The 23127-nt window shown below is 56.8% G+C and carries 16 protein-coding genes and 1 pseudogene; 4 read left to right on the plus strand and 13 right to left on the minus strand.

Going from position 1 to position 23127, the window contains the following annotated elements; all coding sequences use genetic code 11:
- Positions 1-355: 355 nt before the first annotated feature.
- From RWK44_RS30745 to RWK44_RS30755, 3 genes and pseudogenes are all read right to left on the minus strand, one after another.
- Positions 356-1588, minus strand: a complete 1233-nt coding sequence (locus RWK44_RS30745; protein WP_127431659.1) for a DUF3422 domain-containing protein — start codon at positions 1586-1588, stop codon at positions 356-358.
- Between the two features lie 14 nt (positions 1589-1602).
- A pseudogene (locus RWK44_RS30750) lies at positions 1603-2962 on the minus strand (Glu/Leu/Phe/Val family dehydrogenase).
- A 195-nt stretch (positions 2963-3157) separates the two neighbouring features.
- Positions 3158-4261, minus strand: coding sequence for a saccharopine dehydrogenase family protein (locus tag RWK44_RS30755; protein WP_127431660.1), 1104 nt, complete (start codon positions 4259-4261; stop codon positions 3158-3160).
- 138 nt (positions 4262-4399) lie between these two features.
- On the opposite strand from RWK44_RS30755, the gene RWK44_RS30760 reads away from it, so the two are divergent.
- Positions 4400-4831, plus strand: a complete 432-nt coding sequence (locus RWK44_RS30760; protein WP_127431661.1) for an Lrp/AsnC family transcriptional regulator — start codon at positions 4400-4402, stop codon at positions 4829-4831.
- Positions 4832-4921: 90 nt separating this feature from the next.
- Positions 4922-5870 (plus strand): IS630 family transposase gene (locus RWK44_RS30765; protein WP_127431662.1). Its coding sequence is split into 2 segments (ribosomal slippage): positions 4922-5266 and positions 5268-5870, totalling 948 coding nucleotides; the frame shifts between segments, so codons are not numbered across the junction.
- Positions 5871-5926: 56 nt separating this feature from the next.
- Here RWK44_RS30765 and ydiJ read toward each other — a convergent pair.
- Genes ydiJ through hglS form a run of 4 tightly spaced genes read right to left on the minus strand, consistent with a single transcriptional unit; the run spans position 5927 to position 13180 of the window.
- Positions 5927-8968 (minus strand): D-2-hydroxyglutarate dehydrogenase YdiJ, encoded by a 3042-nt coding sequence (ydiJ, locus tag RWK44_RS30770; protein ID WP_127431663.1) that lies wholly within the window; start codon positions 8966-8968, stop codon positions 5927-5929.
- Positions 8965-10215 (minus strand): pyridoxal phosphate-dependent aminotransferase, encoded by a 1251-nt coding sequence (locus RWK44_RS30775; protein WP_316029890.1) that lies wholly within the window; start codon positions 10213-10215, stop codon positions 8965-8967. The genes ydiJ and RWK44_RS30775 overlap by 4 nt, the downstream gene beginning before the upstream one ends.
- A gap of 11 nt (positions 10216-10226) precedes the next feature.
- Positions 10227-11759, minus strand: coding sequence for an L-piperidine-6-carboxylate dehydrogenase (gene amaB, locus RWK44_RS30780; protein WP_127431665.1), 1533 nt, complete (start codon positions 11757-11759; stop codon positions 10227-10229).
- 35 nt (positions 11760-11794) lie between these two features.
- On the minus strand, positions 11795-13180 hold the full coding sequence (gene hglS / locus RWK44_RS30785; RefSeq protein WP_127431666.1) for a 2-oxoadipate dioxygenase/decarboxylase HglS: 1386 nt from the start codon (positions 13178-13180) through the stop codon (positions 11795-11797).
- Positions 13181-13285: 105 nt separating this feature from the next.
- Between hglS and RWK44_RS30790 the strand changes: the two genes are divergently transcribed.
- A complete protein-coding gene (locus RWK44_RS30790) occupies positions 13286-14218 on the plus strand; it encodes a LysR family transcriptional regulator (RefSeq protein WP_127431667.1) in 933 nt (310 codons plus the stop codon).
- 201 nt (positions 14219-14419) lie between these two features.
- Here RWK44_RS30790 and RWK44_RS30795 read toward each other — a convergent pair whose 3' ends face one another.
- Together RWK44_RS30795 and RWK44_RS30800 are read right to left on the minus strand one after the other, a co-directional pair.
- Positions 14420-15520, minus strand: a complete 1101-nt coding sequence (locus RWK44_RS30795; protein ID WP_127431668.1) for an ABC transporter substrate-binding protein — start codon at positions 15518-15520, stop codon at positions 14420-14422.
- A gap of 214 nt (positions 15521-15734) precedes the next feature.
- Complete coding sequence (locus tag RWK44_RS30800; protein WP_127431669.1) at positions 15735-16283, minus strand: cupin domain-containing protein; 549 nt, start codon at positions 16281-16283, stop codon at positions 15735-15737.
- Positions 16284-16468: 185 nt separating this feature from the next.
- Between RWK44_RS30800 and hisD the strand changes: the two genes are divergently transcribed.
- On the plus strand, positions 16469-17767 hold the full coding sequence (gene hisD / locus RWK44_RS30805; RefSeq protein WP_127431670.1) for a histidinol dehydrogenase: 1299 nt from the start codon (positions 16469-16471) through the stop codon (positions 17765-17767).
- A gap of 153 nt (positions 17768-17920) precedes the next feature.
- On the opposite strand, the gene RWK44_RS30810 is transcribed toward hisD, so the two are convergent.
- The 4 genes from RWK44_RS30810 to RWK44_RS30825 form a co-directional block, all read right to left on the minus strand.
- Positions 17921-18448 carry a hypothetical protein gene (locus RWK44_RS30810; protein WP_127431671.1) on the minus strand — a complete coding sequence of 176 codons (528 nt, stop codon included), beginning with the start codon at positions 18446-18448 and terminating at the stop codon, positions 17921-17923.
- Positions 18449-18564: 116 nt separating this feature from the next.
- Positions 18565-20031, minus strand: a complete 1467-nt coding sequence (locus RWK44_RS30815) for a M81 family metallopeptidase (RefSeq protein ID WP_127431672.1) — start codon at positions 20029-20031, stop codon at positions 18565-18567.
- 166 nt (positions 20032-20197) lie between these two features.
- The gene (locus RWK44_RS30820) at positions 20198-21268 is read right to left on the minus strand and encodes an ABC transporter ATP-binding protein (RefSeq protein ID WP_310856191.1); all 1071 of its coding nucleotides are present in this window, start codon (positions 21266-21268) and stop codon (positions 20198-20200) included.
- A 12-nt stretch (positions 21269-21280) separates the two neighbouring features.
- The gene (locus tag RWK44_RS30825) at positions 21281-23113 is read right to left on the minus strand and encodes an ABC transporter permease subunit (RefSeq protein WP_244604873.1); all 1833 of its coding nucleotides are present in this window, start codon (positions 23111-23113) and stop codon (positions 21281-21283) included.
- Positions 23114-23127 lie beyond the last annotated feature (14 nt).

Here is a 23127-nt window from a genome sequence, read left to right on the forward strand (position 1 = left end):
ACGGTCGTCGCATAATCTAGTTTATGGAACCTATGGTTGGCTTCAGGTGTGTTGCTTTTACTATCGGCGACTGCCACGTAGCGGAGATGACGGAGATCCATGTCTTGCCCCTGGGCACCCGGGTTTGGATGCCTTATCGTTTCGTATCGTGGTTACGCTGAGGCCAACCACGTGTGACTAGCATCGTCAGGCTCCAGTTGGATCCGGCTTGGTCAGGTGGCCGCCGTAAAACTCTTGCATGCGGCTGCGATCGCTTTGATGCCGATGGGCCGTAGTTTTGCAAGATTTCATTTGCTTTCTGGAATTTGGGTATCTGGTGGCACCGCGTCCCTCAATTGAATGATGCAAATAAGTTCTATTCATGGGTCGCGAGTGCACGCTTCACGCGAAGCACTGTGGCTGTCACAGTCACGAACACGAGCGGGAGCGACCCAAGCATCAGCAGCGGGCTTAATTCCCACCCGGCATGTTGACATGCCTCGAAAGCCGTTTTGATGAGACCGACGAGGTAGTAGCTGATGGCGATGATTGAGAACCCCTCGACCGCGCGCTGGATCTTCACCTGCGTCGCTGCCCGTTCAGCCACCGACCTGATCTGAATTGCATTGTGGAACTCGACCTCGACCTGGATGCGGGTTTGGAGCAGGTTCAGGAGATGCAAGGTGGCACCGGACAACTGCTCGAGCCTATGGGCTGCGGCCTCGCAGGTGCGAACCGCTGGCTTGAAACGCCTGGTGATGAACACACCAAAGCGCTGGAAGCCCGGCACATGTGTCTCGCGCAGCTCGCTGATGCGTTCCTCGACGATCTTAGCATAGGCCGCAGTCGCGCCGAAGCGGCTGCGAGTTTCCGCCGAAGCGGTGATGATGGCGGCTGAAAGCTCCGAGATCTCGTTGAGCAGGTTCTTGTGCTGATCTGCCGGCGTCGACTGATTGCGGTCTGCCAATTCTCCAAGCCGCGCATCGAACTCGGCAAGCCGCGGCGCGAGCCTTCGTGCGAGTGGCAACCCAAGCAGCGCCATCGAGCGGTAGGTCTCTACCTCGTAGATTCTACGGACCATTCGCCCAAGCCGATAGGCGTTCAAATCCTTGTTGAACAGCAGCGTATGGCTCCACCCGTTAGAACGAACCCGGAAGTCGGAGCAAACTTGGCCAGCCCCTCCTCCGATCATTGACGCGGCGCTGACATCAAACCCGAATTTCGGCAGGAAGTCGCCCAATTCATCCGGCGCAGGCCCCATTACCAGGATACTGACCTGACCGATAATCGATGCCGAAGGCAGACCGAGCATTGCGAGAATGTCGGACGTCACCAGCGTTGGCGCCGGCCATTGTTCCGGTTCGTGATCGAGCATTGTCACGCGTGTGACGGTTACGAACTCTGTGTGATACTCGACACGCGTCTTTATAAGGTCGGTGTCATGCTTGCCCAAAGATATGGAGCCGCCCGTTTGTCTAGCAGGCGACTGAGCCGGCATCAGAGCGAAATGCTCGACGAGTGCCGGCCCGGCGAAATATATGGACGGCCGCGCATGAAGTTCGGCCGTAAAGTCCGCTGCCGTCGGCTGATCCGTCTCTCCTGTTAGCATGCCGCGCCCCCGAACTAAATCCCGATTGCCTCATAGGTGTCGGCGACCTGCCGGATGGAAGCGACATAGGCTGCGGTCCGGTAATCGCCGAGTTCGGGCTGTGTCTCGAGAAGATCGCCGATGCGTGCCCAAGTGCTGCGCATGACGTCTTCGAGGCCGGAGCGGACAAGATCTATTTCGTCGCCGCGTTCGAGGAACTCGTCGCGGATGTCGGCGGGGAACTCCCTGCCGGTCATCCGCTCGAGCGCCGCCGCAATCGTCTGGTTGCGTCGCTCGCGCCGACGACGTTCCATCAGGCCGAAGGGGATATGCGTCAGGTTCTTGACCCACTCGAAGTAACTGACGACAACACCGCCGGCATTGACATAGAGATCGGGGAGAATGGTGACGCCGCGGGAGCGGAGGAGCTTGTCGGCCTCGAAGGTGACAGGACCATTGGCCGCTTCGACGACGAGGTGGGGCTTGATGCGTTCGACGTTCTCGGCGTGGATAGCATTTTCCGTCGCCGCCGGGATGAGAACGTCGCAGCGCTGTTCTATCTCAGTCATGTCGCCAGCAAAGGGCCTGGCGCCTTCAAAGCCGAGAATGTTGCCGGTGCCGATTTGGTGCTGCTTGAGCGCTTCGATGGAAAGGCCTTCGGGGTTGGCGACGTAGCCGTCGCGATCAGCAACAACGTTGACGCGTGCGCCGTCCTCTTCGGATAGGAACTTGGCGGCGTGATAGCCGACATTGCCGAAGCCTTGCACGATAACGGACGCGCCTTTGAGATGGCGCCGGCCATCAAGACCTTGCGTGCGAGTGTCGCGAAGATAGCTCTGGATGGCGAATTGCACGCCACGAGCAGTGGCCTCCGTTCGGCCGGCGATCCCGCCCTTCGACAGCGGCTTGCCGGTGACGCAAGCGCGAGCATTGACGACGTCGGTCGGATTGGCACGGCGGAATTCATCCATCATCTAAGCCATTTCCCGTTCGCCCGTGCCGCCAATATCGGGGGCTGGAACGTTGACACCGGGACCGATCAGGCAGCGTTTGTTCAGTTCCTGGGTAAAGCGGCGGGTGATGCGCTCAAGTTCCTGCGGCGACCACTCGCTCGGATCGATCTTCAGTGCGCCCTTGGAGCCACCGAATGGCACGTCGACGAGCGAGCACTTGAGCGTCACTAATGCGGCAAGAGCCTCGACCTCCTCGGCGTCGGGCATTCGAGGCATAGCGGATGCCGCCTTTGACCGGTTCGCAGTGCTCACTGTGGACCGATCGCCAGCCGATGAAACTGTACATTTGACCACGAAGGCGCACGCCGAAGCGAACCGTGTAGGTCGAGTTGCATTGGATGATCCGTTCAGCCAGTCCCTCCCCCAGATTGAGGAATGACATGGCATGACGGAAGTTCTGGTCGACACTTTCAAGGAAACTGGCGGAATTCATCGGGCAATGCTCGTTGGGGCCTTCTGTTGTTGTAAACGACTGGCGGGTTGCCAACCCCACCCTGCGAGGGGTGAGCCGCAGCCCGCGTTCAGAGCGACACGCCCGACACCATCAACGCCAGGCGCCTGAAGTCATGACAAGGGACTAGACCGCCTTCTTCAGACGCATGGCCTCAGGATCGTAAACCTGGCCAAAGCGATTGTTCAGGAAATCTGCGAGCGCGACTTCCTCCTGCCGAACGAAGCCCTTCTGAGGCAGTTTTCCATCGGCGAGGAGGTCGAGAACCGTCGTGATGCCGGCGGCCGTCGTGATTTGGATCGCGCTCATCGTTTTGCCCGCGACGACACCCGAATAAACCTTGTTGGCGTAGGTTTCCTGCATGTAGCGGCCCTCTTTCCAGCCACACACGGTGACGAAGATCACGACCACGTCCTGCATCGTGGCCGGCAGAGCATTTTCGAACAGGTCCTTGAGCACGTCCCGGCGGTTCTTGAGATTGAAGTCGTTCAGCAGCGCCTTGATTATTGCCTGATGGCCTGGGTAGCGGATCGTGCGGTAGTTCATCGTCCGAACGCGGCCCTCCAGCGTCTTGGCCAGGGTGCCGAGACCACCAGATGTGTTAAATGCCTCGTAGGTAACACCATCCAGCGAGAATTCTTCGCGCTCTTCCATGGCCGGCACTGTAATGAACTTGCCCTCAACAATCGCCTCACATGGCTCGATGTATTCGTTGATCAGACCATCCGTGCTCCAGGTCAGATTGTAGTTCAGAGCGTTCGACGGATATTGCGGCAAGGCTCCAACGCGCATGCGCACGCTATCCAGCGTGTCAAAGCGCTTGGCAAGGTCGTTGGCAACAATCGAGATAAAGCCGGGCGCGAGGCCACACTGGGGAATGAAAGCAACATCTGCACCTTCGGAGAGCTCCTCGACCTTCTTGGTCGTTGCGACATCTTCCGTCAGGTCAAGGTAATGCACCGAGGCTTCCAGTGCAGCCTCGGCGACTTTGCCGGTCAGGTTGAAGGGCGCCGCGGACAGAACGGCGAACTTCCCGCGAAGCATCACTACGAGTGCCCCGATGTCGGTGATATCAACGACTTTTCCGGAAATCGCAGGATGCTTGTCGAGCTTGTTGATCTGCGCCTGATCACGATCGGTTACGACGACATTGTAATTGCCTGTTTCGGCCAGCATCAATGCGATGGCGCCACCGATCTTACCTGCGCCAATGACCATTATATCCTTCATTTCAGTCCCCTTCGCTTCAGGATTTGAATGTTGTCAGTTTGACTAGATCACCCGCCATATCATAGGGTCACATTGCTATTTTTGTTGGCTTGTTTTAAGCACTTCGCCGTATTGGATAGTCTGAATGCAGAGGTTCTGATGAATGTAACGGAAAAAGACCGCGAACTGCTCGATTTGCTTGGCGAGGATGCGCGCGCGCCCGTGGCGAGCCTTGCCAAAAAGCTCGGTTTGTCGAGAACGACCGTTCAGTCCAGACTTGATCGCCTGGAGCGTGAAGGGGTCATTGCCGGATATAACGTGAGACTGTCCGATGAGTATCAATCAGGTCTTGCGAAAGCGCATGTCATGATCACGCTCGCGCCAAAAGTCTTATCACAGGTTTGCGTTTCGCTGCAGGCAATCCATGGTGTGAAATCACTGCATTCGGTGAGCGGCACATTCGATCTAATTGCGGTTCTCGAAGCTCCGTCGATTTCGGAACTTGATCAACTCGTCGACGGGATCGGAATGATCGATGGCGTTGAGCGAACGCTTTCCTCGATCATCATGTCCACCCGGCTAAGCCGCTAGAGCGTATCTGGATTTAGTTGAATCGGCAGGGATTCCGTTTTTGTGTGTTTTGTGATTCAAGATGCTGGCTGGAGTGGAGGCCAGCATCGAATGACGCGACCTCTTTCCAATGATCTTCGTGAGCGTGTTGTTGCTGCAATCGAAGCCGGTGAGAGCTGCCGGTCGGTTGCGGCGCGGTTCGGTATTGCCGTGTCTTCAGCGGTAAAGTGGTCGCAGCGTTATCGTTCGAGCGGATCTGTCGCGCCTGGGAAGATGGGCGGCCACCGCAAGCGGGTTCTGGAACCGCACCGGACGTTTATCGTGGAGCGGATCAACCAGACGCCGCATGTGTCACTGCACAGGTTGAAGGAAGAGCTGGCCGCGCGAGGGGTGAAGGTATCCCACGATACGGTATGGCAGTTCCTGCGGCGTGAGGGATTGCGGTTCAAAAAAACCACTGTTCGCCCTTGAGCAGGCGCGCGCTGACGTCGCGCGACGGCGACAGCGCTGGCGATCCTGGCAGGCTGGCCTCGATCCAAGACGGCTGGTCTTCATCGATAAAACCTGGATCAAGACCAACATGGCGCCGCTTCGAGGGTGGGGGCCGAAGGGCAAACGCCTGCGCAGCTTCGCCCCGCACGGACATTGGCGCACCCTGACTTTCCTCGGCGCGTTGCGCTGCGATCGGCTCACCGCACCCTGTGTCTTCGATGGACCGATCAACGGTGAGTGCTTTCGCGCCTATGTCGAGCAGCAACTCGTACTGGTGCTCAAACCCGGCGACATCGTCGTGATGGATAATCTCGGCTCCCACAAGTCGGTCGCCATCCGTCAGATGATCCGCAACGCTGGTGCTCGGCTCTGGTACTTGCCGCCGTACTCCCCCGACCTCAATCCAATCGAACGGGCTTTCGCCAAAATCAAGCACTGGATGCGCCTGGCTCAGAAGCGAACCATCGATGACACCTGGCGCCACATCGGACACCCCGTCAAAACCATCGAGCCCAGCGAATGCAGCAACTACTTCGCCAATGCCGGATACGCTTCCGTCAAAACCTGAAACGCTCTAAATACATCCAGCTAGATGCGCCTCGCCGCTGATTGCGACGCCAGCATCTATACTTTGAAATTGACAAGGCGTTCTATGACTTGAAGGGGATGCTCAAGACCAACAGCGTCAAGGGTCTTGACCTGCGACCGGCAGGAATATCCAGTGACCATGACAACGTCCCCTTTTTGTCGGCCTGCGATTGGAGACTTCCAACTCATTTCATAGAGCGCTTTCGATAATCTTCTGTTGCGCGTCTCGTGCCCAAACGTGCCCGCCATCCCGCAACACCCCGTCTCGGCAACTGCGAGTTCAATACCCAATTGCGCGAATACCGCCTTCCACTGCCCGATGGCGGCAGGCGCGTTGGTTCTTTCCGTGCAATGGGGCATGAGCGTGTAACGTATACCTTCGATGGATTTGGCTAGAGGTTGCTCTGCTAGAACATTTGCAAGCCACTCTTGCGGCAGGGCTACATCGGCCCCTAGGGGCTTGCCGGGCACCGCGCTATATTCGCTGCGGAAGGCAAGCGTCATTGAAGGATCAATGCCAACTAATGTTACGCCAAGGTCAGTAAGCCCTTTCAGGTAGACGGACGTTCCTCTTGCCGCCCTTTCAAAGCGGCCGAGATAGCCATGCACATGCAGCGCTTTCCCGTTGATGTGCGGGGCGGCAAGCAAAGGCTCATAGCCCAGCTTGCGGGCAAGGCTGATCGCCGCCAGTGCGACATCCGGATCGAAATAGGAGGTGAAGACATCCGGCACGAATACGACTGTCCGGGACAGTTTTGCATTGGAGAACCGTGTCAGGTCCTCGGCATGCGCAATGGCCACTCCCAGCCGCCTGGCTTCCTTGGGTAGCGATACTGCGGGCAAATGTGGAAGTGCCGTCAGCCCAGCCAGACGCGTCAGTGCCTTGCCAGGCACAGTGCCTGCGACGAGGTTATATAGCGGCCGCACACGCGCCATCATCGGCAGCATTGTTTCGATGGATGCAACGAGCGGGTCCTTGAGGGGCCGCAGATAGCGGCCATGGTAGATCTCCAAAAACTTGGCCCGGAAAGAGGGGACACTCACCTTAATAGGACATTGCCCGGCGCAGGCTTTGCAGGCGAGGCAACTGTCCATCGCCGCCTTGACCTCATGCGAGAAATCGCCCGCGTTTACCGGGGAAAATGAATTGACGATACGGCGTGGCAGTTGCCACAGCCTGCCGGCCTTGCGCAAACCCTCTGCTTCTCTCCGTGGATCAATATTTTTCTCGGCCAGCATTCGCAGCCATTCGCGCATGAGTGATGCTCGTCCTTTGGGCGATTGACGCCGATCCCGTGTCGCCTTGTAGGAAGGGCACATAGGACTGGTTTCATCAAAATCGAAACAGGCACCATTGCCATTGCAATAGGCGGCGTTGTCGAACGCGGCGCGGATTTCGTGCCCAATAATCCTGTCGAAACCGCCGCGGAGCGGCACCTCATCGATCTTCAGCAAAGGTCTTCCGTTGATGCTGGTGATCTTGCCTGGATTGAGCCGGTTTTGCGGATCGAAGCCGCGCTTGATGTCCTGCAGGCAAGGGTAAAGGTCTCCGAAGAATTCCGGCACATATTCCGAACGCACGCCCTTGCCATGCTCGCCCCATAACACGCCGCCATATTTGCGGGTGAGCGCCACCACCTCATCACTAATTTGGCGAACCAGGGCTGTGTGATCCGGTCGAACCAGATCAAGAGCCGGGCGGACATGCAGCACTCCAGCATCGACATGGCCGAACATGCCGTAGGACACGCCTGCCCTATCGAGAAGATCGCGAAACTCGCGGATATAGGCGGCCAAATGCTCAGGCGGCACGGCGGTGTCCTCGACGAACGGCACCGGCCGAATCGATCCTTCGACATTGCCGAGCAAGCCCACCGCGCGTTTGCGCATGGTCCAGATCGCCTCGGCATCGGCATGGCCGCGCGCCACCGTGAATCCCAACCGGTTTGCACCGGGCCGCGCCTCGAGCGTGGTAGCGACCTCCGCGATCTTTTGCTCAAGTTCGTCGGGGCCGCCAGCCAAGATTTCGACGATGTTGATGCCGTTTGCCGCCCGCTCCCCGTCGGAGGGAAAGAAACGGCCGATCGCGTTCCACACAATATCGCCCTTGGCAAGATCGAGAACTTTCTCGTCAACCGTTTCGATCGAGGCGACGCCGAGGGAAACCAGGTTGCGGGCATCTTCCAGCGCAGCATTGAAATCGCTATAACGGACGTTGATGAGGGCCACCTCGGCAGGAAGCGGCATGAGATTGAGTTCGGCCTCAGCAATCAGGGCGAGGGTTCCCTCCGACCCGCACAGCACGGCGTTGAGATCAAAAAACCCGTCCTGTCGTCGCACATGCGCCAGATCGTAGCCGGTCATGTACCGGTTGAGATTTGGGAAGACCTCGGCGACCCGCTCCTGCGTTTCCCACGTGATGCGCTCCACGATCCGATGCACTTCACCGATGCGGTCATCGCGCGCACATATCTCCGTAAGCTCCGCGTTTTCGAGCGGGCGTGACCAGAAATCCGAGCCGTCCGTCAGCACGACCCGCAGACCCAGAACATGGTTCGACGTCTTGCCATAGAGGCAGGAGCCCTGCCCGCAGGCATCGGTGGAAATCATACCGCCGATCGTCGCCCGGTTCGAGGTGGAAAGTTCCGGCGCGAAGAATAATCCATGCGGCTTCAGCTCCCTGTTGAGTTGGTCCTTGACGACGCCCGCCTCAACGCAAGCCGTACGTCGCATCGGGTCGATTTCGAGAATACGGTTCATGTGCCGTGAACAATCGACGACTACGCCATCGGTCAGAGCTTGGCCGTTGGTGCCTGTGCCACCACCACGCGGGGCGATGACGATGGTGAGGAAAGCTGGCTCCGAAAGGGTGCGGGCGATGATTTGCATGTCTTCCGCATCGCGGGGAAAGACAATCGCCTGCGGCTCCACCTGATAGATGGAGTTATCCGTAGCATAGACCGTGCGGGAGGCCGCCCGCGTTTCAATATCGCCGCGAAAGCCCGCCTCGATCAGACGCTCGGAGAAGCTGACAGGAGCGTCAGCGATGGAAGCTGGGCGATCGAGGCATGGAATCATGGCGGGAGAATTGATCCTTTCAGAGCCGCACAAGCCCGTTCGATGCGGTTCAGCGCTTCGACCAGTTCCTCCTCCGATGTCGCATAGGAAATGCGGAAGAAGGGGGAAAGACCGAAAGCAGAACCGGGCACCACAGCTACCTGTGCGTCTTCCAGGAGGTAATCAGTAAAGTCAGCATCAGTGGCGATGGTCTTTCCATTCGGGGTGACCTTGTTCAGTATACCGGCGCAGCTCGAAAAGGTATAGAATGCTCCCTCGGGTGTGCGGCATTCCAGACCCGGAATGGCATTGAGTCGACCGACCACCAGATCGCGACGTCGCTTGAAACTTGCCTGGCGGTCCTTCAGGAACTCTTGTGGACCGTTGAGCGCGGCAATAGCAGCTGCCTGACTGATCGAGCACGGGCAGGACGTCGCTTGGCTTTGGATGACCGCCATGGCCTTGATCAGCGCCTTAGGGCCACCGGCATAGCCGATACGCCAGCCGGTCATCGCGTAAGCTTTGGACACACCATTTACCGTGAGCGCTCGCTCTTTGAGCCGCGGTTCGAGTGCCACCGGTGTAACGAACTCAAATCCGTCATAGACGATATGCTCATACATATCGTCCACCATCAGCCAGATATGCGGATGACGTAGTAGTACATCGATCAGGGGCTGGTAATCCGCCGCACTGTAGGCCGCGCCGGACGGATTGGACGGCGAGTTCAACAGCACCCAGCGGGTCCTTGGCGTAATCGCGTTCTCAAGTTGTTCGGCCTGAAGACGAAACCCGGCCGCCGCATCGCACGGCACCAGAACAGATGTACCGCCGCAGACTTCCACAATGTCGGAATAGGAGGTCCAGCAGGGCGTGGGTATGATAACCTCGTCTCCCGGATCTATGGTCGCCATGAAGGCGTTGAATAGGATCTGCTTGGCGCCGGCGCCGGCGGTCACTTCGTCGATGGCGTAGTCGATGCCGTTTTCCCGCTTAAACTTCGCGCAGGCCGCCTGCTTGAGAGCCGGCGAACCATCAAGCGCGGTATATTTGGTCTCACCTGCGTCGATGGCCGCCTTCGCAGCCTGCTTGATATGGTCCGGTGTGTCGAAATTCGGCTCGCCCGCGCCGAGAATGATGACGGGGAAGCCCTCTCCCTTCATCGCTGCGGCTTTGGCGCCAATTTGCAGGATTTTCGAAACGCCGACAGAGGCGATCCGCGCGGCGGGTCGGAAGCCCGCCTCACCAATGTCTACTGAGATCATCATGGCGTAGAGCTCTATTCAATAATGAAGGAGACACCCTGCGCTAGCGGCAAGGCTTTCGAATAGTTGATCGTGTTGGTGGCGCGGCGCATATAGGCCTTCCACGCGTCGGAACCGGACTCACGGCCCCCGCCGGTTTCTTTTTCTCCGCCGAATGCCCCGCCAATTTCAGCGCCGGAGGTGCCGATATTCACATTTGCGATGCCGCAATCTGAACCATCCGCCGCCAGGAAACGCTCGGCTTCGCGCATGTCCAGCGTGAAGATCGACGAGGAGAGACCGGCACCTACTGCATTGTGGTCGGCCAGAACAGTATGGAAGTCGCTGTACTTTAGGACATAAAGAATTGGTGCAAAAGTCTCTTCCAGCACCGGACCTTCATGCGCGGGCATTTCCACCAGGGCCGGCTTCACATAATAGGCGTCCGCGCTACCGGCGTCGAACCGCTCGCCACCATGTACCGCACCACCATGGGTCTTGGCTTTGGCGATTGCTCTTTGCATCGCTTCAAAAGCCAGTTTGTCGATCAACGGACCGACCAAGGCGCTTCCGTCAAGCGGGTTGCCGACGGAAACGCTGGAATAGGCCGTCTTCAAGCGCGGTACGAGCTGGTCATAGACGCTTTCATGAACGAAGAGGCGGCGCAGCGTGGTGCAGCGCTGGCCGGCCGTGCCCATTGCGCCGAAGGCAATGGCACGCAGTGCCATGTCGAGATCCGCGGAGGGACAAACGATACCGCCATTGTTGCCGCCCAGTTCGAGAATGGCCCGGGCGAAACGCTTGGCAAGACGCGGACCGACCTCGCGGCCCATCCGGGTAGAACCAGTTGCCGAGACCAGCGGCACTTTCGGGTGATCGATCAAGACTTCGCCTGCGGTGCGATCGCCGATGAGCACTTGCGCAAGATTAGCTGGTGCATCGCCGAAGCGCTTCAGGGCGCGCTCGAGGATGCCCTGCGCGGCAAGCGCGGTCAGGGGTGTTTTTTCGGAAGGTTTCCAGACGACGCTGTTGCCGCAAACCAGCGCCAGAGCCGCGTTCCAGGCCCAGACGGCAATTGGGAAGTTGAAGGCGGAGATGATCCCTATGACACCGAGCGGATGCCAGGTTTCCATCATCCGGTGACCGGGGCGCTCCGTGGCGATGGTCAGACCATACAACTGACGAGACAGGCCTACCGCGAAATCGCAGATATCGATCATTTCCTGTACTTCGCCCAGGCCTTCGGAGGGGATCTTGCCTGCCTCGATGGACACGAGACGGCCCAGATCGGCCTTGGCAGCGCGCAGTTCCTCACCAAACAGTCGTACCAGTTCCCCACGCTTCGGCGCAGGCACCAGACGCCATGCGCGGAATGCAACATCTGCGCGATCGACAATCTGAACTGCTTCAGTTGCAGACACTGTTTTCAGACTGCCGGTCTGCTCGCCTGTGACGGGAGAGAAGGAGCTAAGGTTCCCGCCAGTGTAGGCGGCTTTATCCACGTCGAGGCGGTTCAGAATGGAAGCAGCTTCCGCCTTGAGGGAGAGATTTACAGGAACATTGTTCATCTATGGAAACTCCGGAAAACGGTTGGTTCGGCCGGTCACTCGGCGGCAGAACGCTTCTGAATCGCATTAAGGCAGGCTTCGATCGACGCCTTTTCGATGCCTTCGTAGTGATCGAATTCGTTCAAAACTTGTGCTCCGAGGCCAGCTGCGAATCGCACCTGGTTCGGGCTCGCTTCGAATTCCTGCTGAGCACCGTCGCCCAGATTTGACTGGAAGATTCCGGCCGCACTGACGGGCAGAAAGTCTTCATAGACGATGGGATCGAAGCGGATAAAGCCTTCGGCGATCAACGTATCGAGATCGACCGACGCCGTACGCCCAACCTTTTCGGTCACTGCATAAGTGAAGTAACCGAGACCCTTGGAGCGGATTGACGCCCAATCATCTGGAAAAGCCTTGAACGTATCGGCAAGTGCGGCCGCATAAGCTGCGGCATTGGAGCCATCGGCGGCCGGACGTACGATCTTGCGAGTGTCGTTCAGCAGCTTGTCGTAAAGGGCGCGGCCATTCGGAGTCAATGCGACGCCGCGCTGCTCGATCTCGCCGAAGCGGGCCGTATGGGTGGCAGCCTGCCAGCCCCCCTTGCCATCCTGGAAAGAAACTGGCTCTTCCAGAGCCTTGAACGACGTCTGGCGCAGAAGGATCGGGCATTTGCGTGTGGGCGGACCTTCGATCACAGCCTTGGGCGCAATGCCATATTCCGGCATAAGCGCTTGCACCTTGTCGATGTCCAGGGTGCGGGGCGTCAGGTGGTTGATGTGCGGCCCCTTGAACGAAACGACATCCGCTAACAATCGGTGGGCGTCGTGAAGGCGATGGTACATGGAAAGCTCTACATTGGCCTTTTCGTGCCAGCGGAAGGTCTCCAGTACTTCCGATACGAAACGGGCAGCATCTTCCTTTCCGAACCCGCTTTCCCTCTCCGCCTTTTCCGTCAGGGAAACAGCACCATGCGTGAAGATCTGGCGCTCGGCAAGAACGGCCTGCGCCTCTCGCCGCAGGTCTTCGTCCGCGATCAGGTCGAGGCGCAGGAGCGAGGTAAATACGCGGAAGGGATTGCGCTTCAGCGCCTCTTCCCCAACCGGCCGGAAAGCCGTCGAGTGAACAGGAACAGCCGCGGTCGACAGATCATAATAGCCGACCGGATACATTCCCATCACCGCGAAGATGCGACCCATCATTGCAAGCTCAGCTGCGGTGCCGAGCCGGATGGCCCCGTGCCGCTCCTCGGAAATGCGCTGCAAGTTGTCAGTCGCTTCGAGACGGGATTTCAGCTCCGGATCGCTGGCCAGCGCCTGTTGGTTCACGCGAGCGACCAACTCCATGAGTGTGCCATATGCCGGAACTTCTTCTCGATACATTGCGGACATCGCACTCGAAAAGGAAGCCCGGATGTCGCTTGCGGAAACCTTCTCCGGCATGGTGGAAATTCCTGTAGTTAGCGCTTATCATTCACTTTCATCACCGTAACCCGGATTTTCGTAGCCGTGTTGTGAGATATTCGGTTAAATTAATGAGCGATTGGAATGTATATGCGAAGAGCCATGATCCCGGACATCATAAATCTGCAGGCATTCGAATGCGCTGCGCGTCACGAGAACTTCTCCAGAGCAGCTGAAGAACTCAATCTCACCCAGGGTGCCATTAGCAGGCAGATAGCTGAACTTGAACAGCAAACTGGACTTCGGCTATTCGAGCGCATCAAACGTCGTGTCGTGCTTTCTGACGCAGGACAGAAACTGTTGCCTGAAGTCAGACAGCTTCTAGTGCAGTCTGAGCGGCTGATGATTGGAGCCGTAGCAGCCGGAACCATGAGTTCGTCCCTGCGAATTGCCACACTGCCGACTTTCGGGGCCAAGTGGCTTGTTCCCAAGCTCGGAAGGTTCATTGCCGATCATTCCGACGTTGCTATATGCGTTGAGTCCCGCTCGAGCCCGTTCAGTTTCGCCGAGGAGAATTTTGATATGGCGATTCATTTCGGGCAGCCCACATGGGCAGGTGCAACCGCCACGTTCTTGTGCAACGAATCCGTTTTGCCTGTTGCAAGCCCGGCTTTTCAAGAGAGGACTCGTGCGGCAACGAACGACCCTTTCTGCAGTGCGCAATTGTTGCACTTGACGACAAGACCAAAGCTGTGGTCTGACTGGTCCGCCCATCACGGCATACGGATTCCGCGCGCGTATCAGGGTCCGCGATTTGATCAATTCTCCATGATCATTTCGGCTGCGGTCGCGGGCCTTGGAGTCGCTCTCCTCCCTACATATTTGGTTGAAGATGAGCTTGCCTCCGGCACGCTGGCCCCGTTTGTCCCTCTATCAATGCAAACGGAGAATGCGTACTATATCGTTCGCCCCGAGCAGAAGCGAACGCTAGGGCTCGCAGTGGAGTTTCAGGAATGGCTTCTTCAAGAAATCAATAGATCAATCTCTATCACCGCTCTGGGGCCAAATATTTCATGAGTCCCGAACAACATGCTGCCGCGAGCAAAGCCGCTATCTCGTTAGGGACTTTCCCTGACTAACGAGAAGTTGCAGCCGAAAAATACAATGACGTAGAGGTTCGTTTGACTTGGCACCTGGCGTCGACACCTCCTACGAGAAGGTGTCGACGAATTTCCAAAACAACCTTGCCTCAATCCGCCAAAGGGGTGCCAGGTACTCTCATTGGGAAAGAATTGACACGCAACGCTCAAGCGCTAGCTCATAGTTAGTGCGTCCGTCAGCTTGTGTCTGACCCCACCATTCATAGTTCTGCGGGATTTCTTTGCCTTTCCGCTCGGGCGCGCCCGGAAGGGCTTCAACCAGATCCTTTGACAGTAGCGCGAATGCGTCGCTATTTATTGGACCGTACGGAATTTCTGTGGAGAATGCCGCCTGGGGCTTCGCTTGGGAAATATAGGCCAGGAATTTAAAAGCATTTTCCTTGTTGGGTGCATCTTTCAGCACCACCCAGTAATCATATTGCAGCAAGGCTTGTTCCCAAGATAGGGCGAGTGGCGCTCCCTGCTTTTTTGCACTTATGATCCTACCATTGTAGGAAGCAGCCATATCGACCTCACCGCTCACAAGGCTTTGAGGCGCGTCCGCGCCAGCGACCCACCAACGGCCAACATTCGGTTTCATTTTTGTGATCTTCGCAAACGCGCGCTCCACGTCGAGAGGATAAAGCGCTTGAGGCGAAACACCGTCACCCAAGAGTGCTGTTTCTAACAGCCCCCCGTTTAACAGACTTTCACATTTCGGAAGGCCTCGTTTACCTGGATATGCATCAACGTTGTAGAAATCTACCCAATTCCTTGGAGCATTCTCTTCAGAGAACATCCTAGTGTTATAGGCTACGTTCAACGAGAATATAACAGCGCCGACCCCATACTTGGACTTTAGATAATCGGGCATACCATTCAGTGTATCCTTCCCGAAGAGGCTGTAGTCAATTTCTTCAGCTGCGGATTTATTGACCCAGGTAGGTAACGAACCTCCATTTATCTCAGTTATGTCTGCGGCCGGTTGACCCAGTTTAATTGAAGCCAACATCTTGCCGTCGTCTTGCGGCACGACGACAACTTTGATCCCCGTGTCACGAGTGAACGGCTCAAAGAAGGCTTTGCGTTGAGCAGCCTCCCAAGCGCCACCTCCAGATGTAACAACGACCTCTCCAGTTCCGTTTAGGTTTTCAGGCACAGTTTGTGCCCAGGCGGATGTTGCCACTACTGACCAGCCCAGCGCGGTACTGATGGCGATGGCAAGTACTGATGTATTCATGCTTTCTTCCTCCTTGACTAAGGCTCCCACTCAAGCAGTGTAAGGGTACGCGCCTGTTTGGCAGAGCGGACGCCTTAAGCGTACGTAGCTTCAGCCTTGAACGGTCATTTCCCTGAGTTCTGGACTGCCCAATAGGAAATCACGTTTCAAGCATTTGGGAAGCAGCCCTGACCACTCTGGTTATTATTCTCACCATCTGTTTGGAGGTCCGAGACTAGTAGGTGGGCGGCGTGATCGCGCTGAGGATTTCGCTCTGTCGGTCATCGACGTTGCGAAAGCGGTGAGGCAGCCGGCTGTCGAAATAGTATCCGTCACCCGGTTGCAGCACTCGTTTCTGATCTCCAACCGTGACCTCCACCTTCCCCGATAGCACCATGCCAGCCTCCTGCGCGGCGTGTGAAAACTCCTCGCCTGTATCAGCGCCGGGCGCATAGCGCTCGTGCAACATCAACAACTGTCGGTTTGGATGATCCAGTCCGATAACCCTATATGAAATTGTATCGACCTTTCCAATCTCGGCCAGGTCAACAGACGCGTAGAACGGAGAGTATGGAAGGGTCGACTGCAAATCGGAGAAGAAGCCAGGCATTGTCGTGCCCAAGGCTTCGAGCACCGCGCTGAGCGTATCAATCGAGGGGCTCATCCGATCTCGTTCAATAAGGGAAATTGTTGAATGAGATATCCCTGAACGGGCGGCCAGTTCTCGAGCACTCAAATTGCGGCGACGGCGCAACTCATGCAGCTTGCTCCCGATCTTGGGCATGTGACAGCTCTCCCCGTATCATTCAACCAGACCCACAACGACACCATCCATGTCGAAGGGAAGACCAGATGCAACATACAGGCTAAATGCTGGTGAATATACTGAACAGGCGGTTGACTGGCGATTGCCGGGCCGCTGAGCTTCCACGATGCTGGCGTGGATTATCCCAATTTCAGGAGATTTTGATGACGCCGCGTCTTGAAGCGTTGAAAGGCAAATTCGTCCAGCTGAAGCAACCGACCAGGGACGCCGTCTCCGATACAGCGCAAGTCGAAACAACCGTAAAGGAGATCATCGCAAATGTCCGCAAGCGAGGTGACGCGGCGGTTCGCGAATACTCCCTCGCCTTCGACAAGGCTGACGTCGCAAACTTCGAGGTCACCGAGGAAGAAAAGCTGAAGGCTGTTGCTGATCTTGATCCGCAGACCCGCGAAGACACCGAGTTCGCGATTGCCAATGTCCGTCGCTTCGCCGAGGCGCAACTTGGCACTATTTTGCCTCTCGAAATCGAGAGCCTTCCCGGTCTTCACCTCGGTCATCGTGTAATCCCGATTGAAACGGTTGGCTGCTATGTACCGGGCGGTCGTTACCCGCTTCTTTCGGCTCCGGTGATGACCATCGTACCGGCAAAGGTCGCTGGCTGCGACCAAGTCATCGCTTGCCTTCCGCCAAATGCTCACCCGGCCATGATCGCTGGCTGCCATCTCGCGGGCGCCGATCGCATCTTCCGCGTCGGCGGCGCGCAAGCAATCGCCGCCATGGCATATGGCACCGAGACGATCCCGGCCGTCGACAAGATCGTCGGGCCCGGCAATGCCTTCGTTAACGAAGCAAAGCGCCAGGTGTTCGGCCAGGTCGGTATCGACCAGCTTGCCGGTCCCAGCGAAATATTCGTCGTTGCTGACGAAACGGCCAATGCAGTAACGATCGCAACGGACCTGCTCGCCCAGGCCGAGCATGATGTCCGCACCCGTGTTGGTGTGGTCACAACCGACCGCAAACTCGCTGAAGACATTCTAAGCGAAGTCCACAATCAGTTGGAAACCCTGCCGACGGCACCGGTGGCAGCGGTCGCGTGGAAGGACTACGGCGAGATCACCGTTGTCGAGGACGAAGAGGCGATGATTGCCTACTCCGATCACATCGCAACGGAGCACTTGCAGGTCCACACCCGTGATCCGCAGGCAACCGCGCAGAAGCTACGCAACTACGGCTCGATTTTCATTGGGGAACTTGCCAGTGTCGTCTATTCCGACAAGTGCTGTGGCACGAACCATACCCTGCCGACGATGGGTGCAGGGCGCTACACGGGCGGGCTCTGGGTCGGCTCCTACGTGAAGATCGCTACCCACCAATGGCTGGACGAACGCGGTGTTGCCGCCGTTGCTCCCGCAGCTGTTCGCCAGAGCGCGACCGAAAAACTCGAGGGCCATCGCCGCGCCGCCGCACTTCGTCTTAGACCGAAGCAACTCGCCGCAGAGTGATGTGGTCCCACCTTGAAGTTTGCATGACCGATGCGATCGATGGGATTGGCTCCTCATGGGAAAGGAGTTGGCTTTGCGGCTCTCATGGAGACACAGGGCGGCGGGAACCCAAAAGGAGCGCTTACTTCAACGCACCCATTGCGAGCAGTTGGGTCATTTCCGACCGATGGGATTTCTGAATTCATTCGCGGCTCTGAAACGCTGAAACTCGGTCTTAGCAGTAGACAAAAGGCCTCCGTTGATGAAGAGGTCTCTGGCGACGGCGGCCATTGCCTTGGCTGCAAGTGCTATGCCCTTGTGTGCGGCCGGTGCCTTGCCTTGCGCAACGAGTTGCCACGAGTGGGGCGGCGTTCCGACGGCATAACACGGCACATGGCATTGGACGGTTGGTACGATCCAACTCAGTGTTCCTACGTCCGTCGACGACGATGGGGTCAACCTTCCGTTCAGCGGCGAATAGATGTCGCTTGAAAGCACCTCATTCTTCTCCGGCAGCCCATACTCCGCGTAGGACGTCCTTATGTCCGTAGGCGACAGGGTCTTTTGAATCTCGGCGGTAAACCTCTTGTCCGCGTCGTCTAATTGTGGCCCACCAAGTACGGCCAGGTTCCGATGCGTAGCCATTTCGAGCGGAGCATTCCCAACAAGATTGGCTGCCCCCGAAAGCTGCTTGAACGCCATTGTATCTCGGTCATTAGCGCAGCGCCTTGCACGATCTTCCAAAGCAGTAAGCGACTATAATCGATGGTATACCTTGGAGCGCGCGCTCCAAGGTGGCAGCTACGCTAGATAATCGGTTAGTATCGTGTCTCCTTATCTAAGGGCCACAATGGTCGTCGGATCTGCTTATAGTCGTAGCGGGTCAGGTCTTGGCTCATCAGGCCAGGGCTATCCGCGAGATAATCACGCTTGATTATGCTGGCGAAGCCGTCCCTCCACTTGTTGGTCGATTTAATTCCCACGATCTTGAAGCGCGATACATCGATCCCATGCATCAAAAATATCTCAGGATCGTACACCTGGTGGCGCTCGGAAACGACGATGACCTCGGTGCCACCTACTTGTAGCCGCACGGTCGGCCCTACATTCATCGACCGTCCTTTTTCTTCAGCGGACATACGGATGAAGCGGCCATCAGTTAGGGCTTTTACATATGCGTTTGCCTCGATGGGCGCACCATGCATTTCATCGGTCTTACCGCCGAGGGTTATCTGGATCGTCTTACCGACACCTGCCTCGTGCGACTGTCTGACAACCGCTGGATCGCAAACGGCAGCGTAGCAAGCCTCTCGCAGATCCGCCTCAAGCATTGCGCGCAAGAGATAAGTCCCATCGCCAGGGCATCCTCCCCCCGGATTATCTGCCCCGTCGAGTACAGCCACAGGCCAGTCGCCCGATGATAAAGCGATTTCGACGGCTGCTTCTGGGGAAAACGATTGTGCTCCAATGGTCTCTCTAGAATCCCAGACCAAACGGGCAATCTGCTTCGCGGCACCACCGGCCTTTTCCGCATTGCCATTGGCCACCACAAGTACCGATGCCCCCAAGTCCGAGTTGTCGACGTACGGGAAGCCATGAAAGAACGTGCACGAGACAATGTCGTCGTCCTTTTCAAATTGTCGACAAAGATCGTTCACTGCGGCGGCAACACCATACATTGTTGTGACGGGCGCTAGTAGGAAGGGGATCTTCTCAATATACAGTTCTGGAATAACGCTGCCATCCAGCAGTCTAGGGATGATATTTACCGCGTCCTGACCCCTTTCGAACATATCCGTATGAGGATGGTAGCGAGTGCCAAATGCCGCGTCGACTAATTCAGATAATCTCGGGTTTAAGTTCCCATGCAGATCCAGCGTTATCACGATTTTCACTTCTGGACCGACGAGTTGCCGAACCTTTTCGCAAATGTCTACTTCAATATTGCTCACGCCATGGGCGACCCCTGCGCCATGTAGAGCCAGAGCTACCGCATCGAGAGGAAGAGCTCTCTTGATGTGTAAAAGCAGATCATCGACCATTTGTGCATAGGCGTCCGCGTCAATGATACCCGAAGGCTCGTCATCCGCATGTAAAGTTGGCACCACTGTTGCACCTAAACTAGCCGCAGCATCCAGCATTCCGCCTAGATAGGATCGCACCCCTTCGTGCTTAAGAATGAGCGCGTCTCCCCGCACCACATCAAAGTCGGAAGACTTCGCGTCTTGGAGCCGAAATGTATTCGTTTCATGCTCGATGCCGCCAACTGCAAGCTTAAAGGTCATTGTAACTGTAGTCCCCGTTGAAGAAGAGGCGCTGAGTAGAAGGATGTCCGTTCAACTAGCTCGGCCATACCTCAACCCCTTCCGATGAAGTGTCGTAGCTAATTGCCCGGACACGTCCGGATCAAAAGCCGACGTTTATCCTCGATTGCGACGCCGCCCGCCTCAGTTAGTTCAGCATGACGCAATGCTCGGGTTTCCAAGACACCGTTACCGAGGTGCCACCGGTATAGTGGGGTTGACCGCGGTTTTGCCGCTTAGCGATGATGGTTTCGTCACCGCACCGAATGTGGTATCTGGTCATCTCACCAAGGAAGAGCACGTTCTCGATGACGCCGGCGACGGAGTTCAGTGCCTCGGAAGACGTTGACACAGGGGTGATGTCGATATGCTCTGGGCGAACAAAGAGCCAACCATCGTCACCCTGGGACTGACCCGTCAGTTGTGCTGAGCAGGTAGAAATCCCTGCCATCGTCACCTTGCCCGCTCCGTTTTCCGCCTCATCGACGCGACAGGGAATCATGTTCGATTCTCCAACGAATGACGCGACGAAGCGGTTTTTGGGCTTACTATAAAGACTTTTGCTGTCATCTACCTGCACGAGCCGACCTTCGTTGATCACGGCTATGCGGTCGGACATTGTTAGCGCCTCGTCCTGGTCGTGAGTTACGAAGACAACCGTCATGTTGAGTTCTTTCTGAATCCGCATGATTTCGATCTTCATGTGCTCTCGCAGATTCCGATCCAATGCCCCGAGCGGCTCGTCCATAAGCAGGATGCTCGGATTGAACACGATCGCTCTGGCCAAGGCGATGCGTTGCTGCTGACCACCTGATAGTTGGTTGGGATAGCGGCTGCTGTACTGATCCATCTTGACGAGTTGCAAGGCCTTTGCGAGCTTTTCCTCGACGTCTTTGCGAGGCGTCTTCCGGACTGTGAGGGGGAAGGCGACGTTTTCTGCGACCGTCATATGCGGAAAGAGCGCATAGTTCTGGAAGACCATGCCAATTCCGCGCTCATAAGCGGGAAGATCGACGATCGACCGAGTGCCCAGGAAGATGTCACCTGATGTCGGTGTTTCGAAGCCGGCGATCATCTTGAGGGCGGTCGTTTTGCCAGAGCCCGATGGTCCCAGGAACGTAACGAACTCCCCGGGTTGGATGTGGAGATCGAAGTCTTTCACCACATGCAGAGGGCCATAGAACTTCTGAATGTTTTTCATTTCAAGGCTAGTGGACATATTTGTCTCCGATCATTCGGCCGTACTGGCCGCAGTGCGCTTTTCGTAACGCACGCGGATCAGTTGGACTGTAATTATCGATGCCGTAACGAGCACGACGATGAGAGTGGATGCTGCGCTAAGAAGCGGATCGATCTGATACTTGATATCGGCCCAGAACTTGATTGGAAGCGTCGGTGTCTGACGTCCCAGAAGGAAGAGGCCGACAAGAAGTTCGTCGAACGATGTGAGGAACGCGAGCAGGCTTGCCGTGAGAAGAGCCGGCTTCAAAATCGGAAGTGTCACAAGGCGAAGCACCTGATGCGGACGAGCGCCATGGACTGCGGCAGCTGGTTCAAGTGAGGCGTCGAAGTTCCTTAATGCGGCGGCCATCACTACTATGACGTAGGGCACGGACAGCAACACATGTCCGATCACCAAGCCCGTGAAGGTTCCAAGGATTTTGAGACGAGCCTCGAATACATAGAGAGACGTTGCGATGATTACAACCGGGACCATAAGAGGAGACAGTGAGACCAGGAAGAGCATCTTCTTAAACAAGAACTTCGTGCGCACGAGCCAGAAGGCGCCCATGGTCCCAATGATCGTAGCGACGAATGCCGCGGCGATCCCGAGTTGGATCGAGAAGAAGAAGGACTGGTGCCAGTCCGCAGCATTCGCCAACTTTTGCCACCATTGCAGCGAGAAACCCGGGGGAGGAAACACCACGAACGGCGAAGAGCTAAATGAGAGAATCACCACGACGATCAAGGGCGCTGTGAGGAACATTAGGATCGCGACCGTGTAAGCCCAAAGCCAACCGCCATTTTTGGTGAGCAGGGCTCTTGTGACCGCATGGGTGCCTCCCTCAATAGCGGCGACGAGTGGAGCAAGCATTCGCTTTGCGCGCTTAAGCAGGCGAGCCGCAGCACGAGGCTCGCTATCCGGCGAGCTCGTCGCCGACGACCAGATCATTTCGAGGGGAATGAACAAGCTCGCGACGAAGAGGATTGCGATCGTGACGAAAAGCAGGACCATAGACGAAGCGTATCCGAGTTCAAAGTTCAGAAGCGTCGTCATTTGATCTACAATGAGTTGCGAAATCATCGTGTCGCTCGGTCCACCGAGGAGAGCTGGCGTGATGTAGAAGCCGATGGCGGTGATGAAAATCAGGATTCCCGCCGAAAATACGCCTGGCAGCGTCATCGGCAGATACACACGAAGGAAGGCTTGAACGGGTTTCGCCCCAAGGATCTGGGCCGCATGCGCGTAATCGTGGTCGATACGTGCCATTGCTGAATACATCGTGAAGATGGCCATCGGCACGAAGACGTGTGTCATACCGACTACAACCGCGAAGGTGGTGTTTAGGAGTTGCAGAGGCGCGCTGATCAGGCCAAGCCAGATCAGCGCGTTATTTATGATCCCTTCACGCCCCAGAATGATCATCCAGGCATAAGTCCGGATCAAAAAGGCTGTGAAGAGAGGGATCAGAATGAAGACGCTCAGAATGGACAGAGAGAGCGAGCGAACCTTGGTCAGGAGATAGGCTACCGGGTAGCCCAGCAGAAGCGAGACCACGGTGACAATAAGACCTACGCGAAGTGTATGAAGGAGAATGTTGAAGTTCACGGCACTGGCAAACACGCGTCCGTAATGTGCGAAATTCAGCTTCGTACCTTCGAAACTTCCCCAGAAGATGTAGGACAGCGGAATGACAAGGAACCCGATCAACAAGACGAGAAGTGGAGTGGCTGCGACAACGCTGCCCATCTTTAATTTGCGGTTGGATCGGTTCATCGGTTTTTGTCTTTCGGCCAGCCCCTCAGACGCCGAAGCGACGGGATTGAAAGCTGCCACGTCCATGATGCCTTTCTCCT

It is taken from the genome of Rhizobium sp. 25PS6, assembly GCF_032464655.1.
Taxonomy (GTDB): Bacteria; Pseudomonadota; Alphaproteobacteria; order Rhizobiales; family Rhizobiaceae; genus Rhizobium; species Rhizobium laguerreae.

Coding starts and splice junctions, on each gene's coding strand:
- RWK44_RS30745 (WP_127431659.1), bottom strand. CDS start 1,588: ATGCTAACAGGAGAGACGGATCAGCCGACGGCAGCGGACTTTACGGCC.
- RWK44_RS30755 (WP_127431660.1), bottom strand. CDS start 4,261: ATGAAGGATATAATGGTCATTGGCGCAGGTAAGATCGGTGGCGCCATC.
- RWK44_RS30760 (WP_127431661.1), top strand. CDS start 4,400: ATGAATGTAACGGAAAAAGACCGCGAACTGCTCGATTTGCTTGGCGAG.
- ydiJ (WP_127431663.1), bottom strand. CDS start 8,968: ATGATTCCATGCCTCGATCGCCCAGCTTCCATCGCTGACGCTCCTGTC.
- RWK44_RS30775 (WP_316029890.1), bottom strand. CDS start 10,215: ATGATGATCTCAGTAGACATTGGTGAGGCGGGCTTCCGACCCGCCGCG.
- amaB (WP_127431665.1), bottom strand. CDS start 11,759: ATGAACAATGTTCCTGTAAATCTCTCCCTCAAGGCGGAAGCTGCTTCC.
- hglS (WP_127431666.1), bottom strand. CDS start 13,180: ATGCCGGAGAAGGTTTCCGCAAGCGACATCCGGGCTTCCTTTTCGAGT.
- RWK44_RS30790 (WP_127431667.1), top strand. CDS start 13,286: ATGTATATGCGAAGAGCCATGATCCCGGACATCATAAATCTGCAGGCA.
- RWK44_RS30795 (WP_127431668.1), bottom strand. CDS start 15,520: ATGAATACATCAGTACTTGCCATCGCCATCAGTACCGCGCTGGGCTGG.
- RWK44_RS30800 (WP_127431669.1), bottom strand. CDS start 16,283: ATGCCCAAGATCGGGAGCAAGCTGCATGAGTTGCGCCGTCGCCGCAAT.
- hisD (WP_127431670.1), top strand. CDS start 16,469: ATGACGCCGCGTCTTGAAGCGTTGAAAGGCAAATTCGTCCAGCTGAAG.
- RWK44_RS30810 (WP_127431671.1), bottom strand. CDS start 18,448: ATGGCGTTCAAGCAGCTTTCGGGGGCAGCCAATCTTGTTGGGAATGCT.
- RWK44_RS30815 (WP_127431672.1), bottom strand. CDS start 20,031: ATGACCTTTAAGCTTGCAGTTGGCGGCATCGAGCATGAAACGAATACA.
- RWK44_RS30820 (WP_310856191.1), bottom strand. CDS start 21,268: ATGTCCACTAGCCTTGAAATGAAAAACATTCAGAAGTTCTATGGCCCT.
- RWK44_RS30825 (WP_244604873.1), bottom strand. CDS start 23,113: ATGGACGTGGCAGCTTTCAATCCCGTCGCTTCGGCGTCTGAGGGGCTG.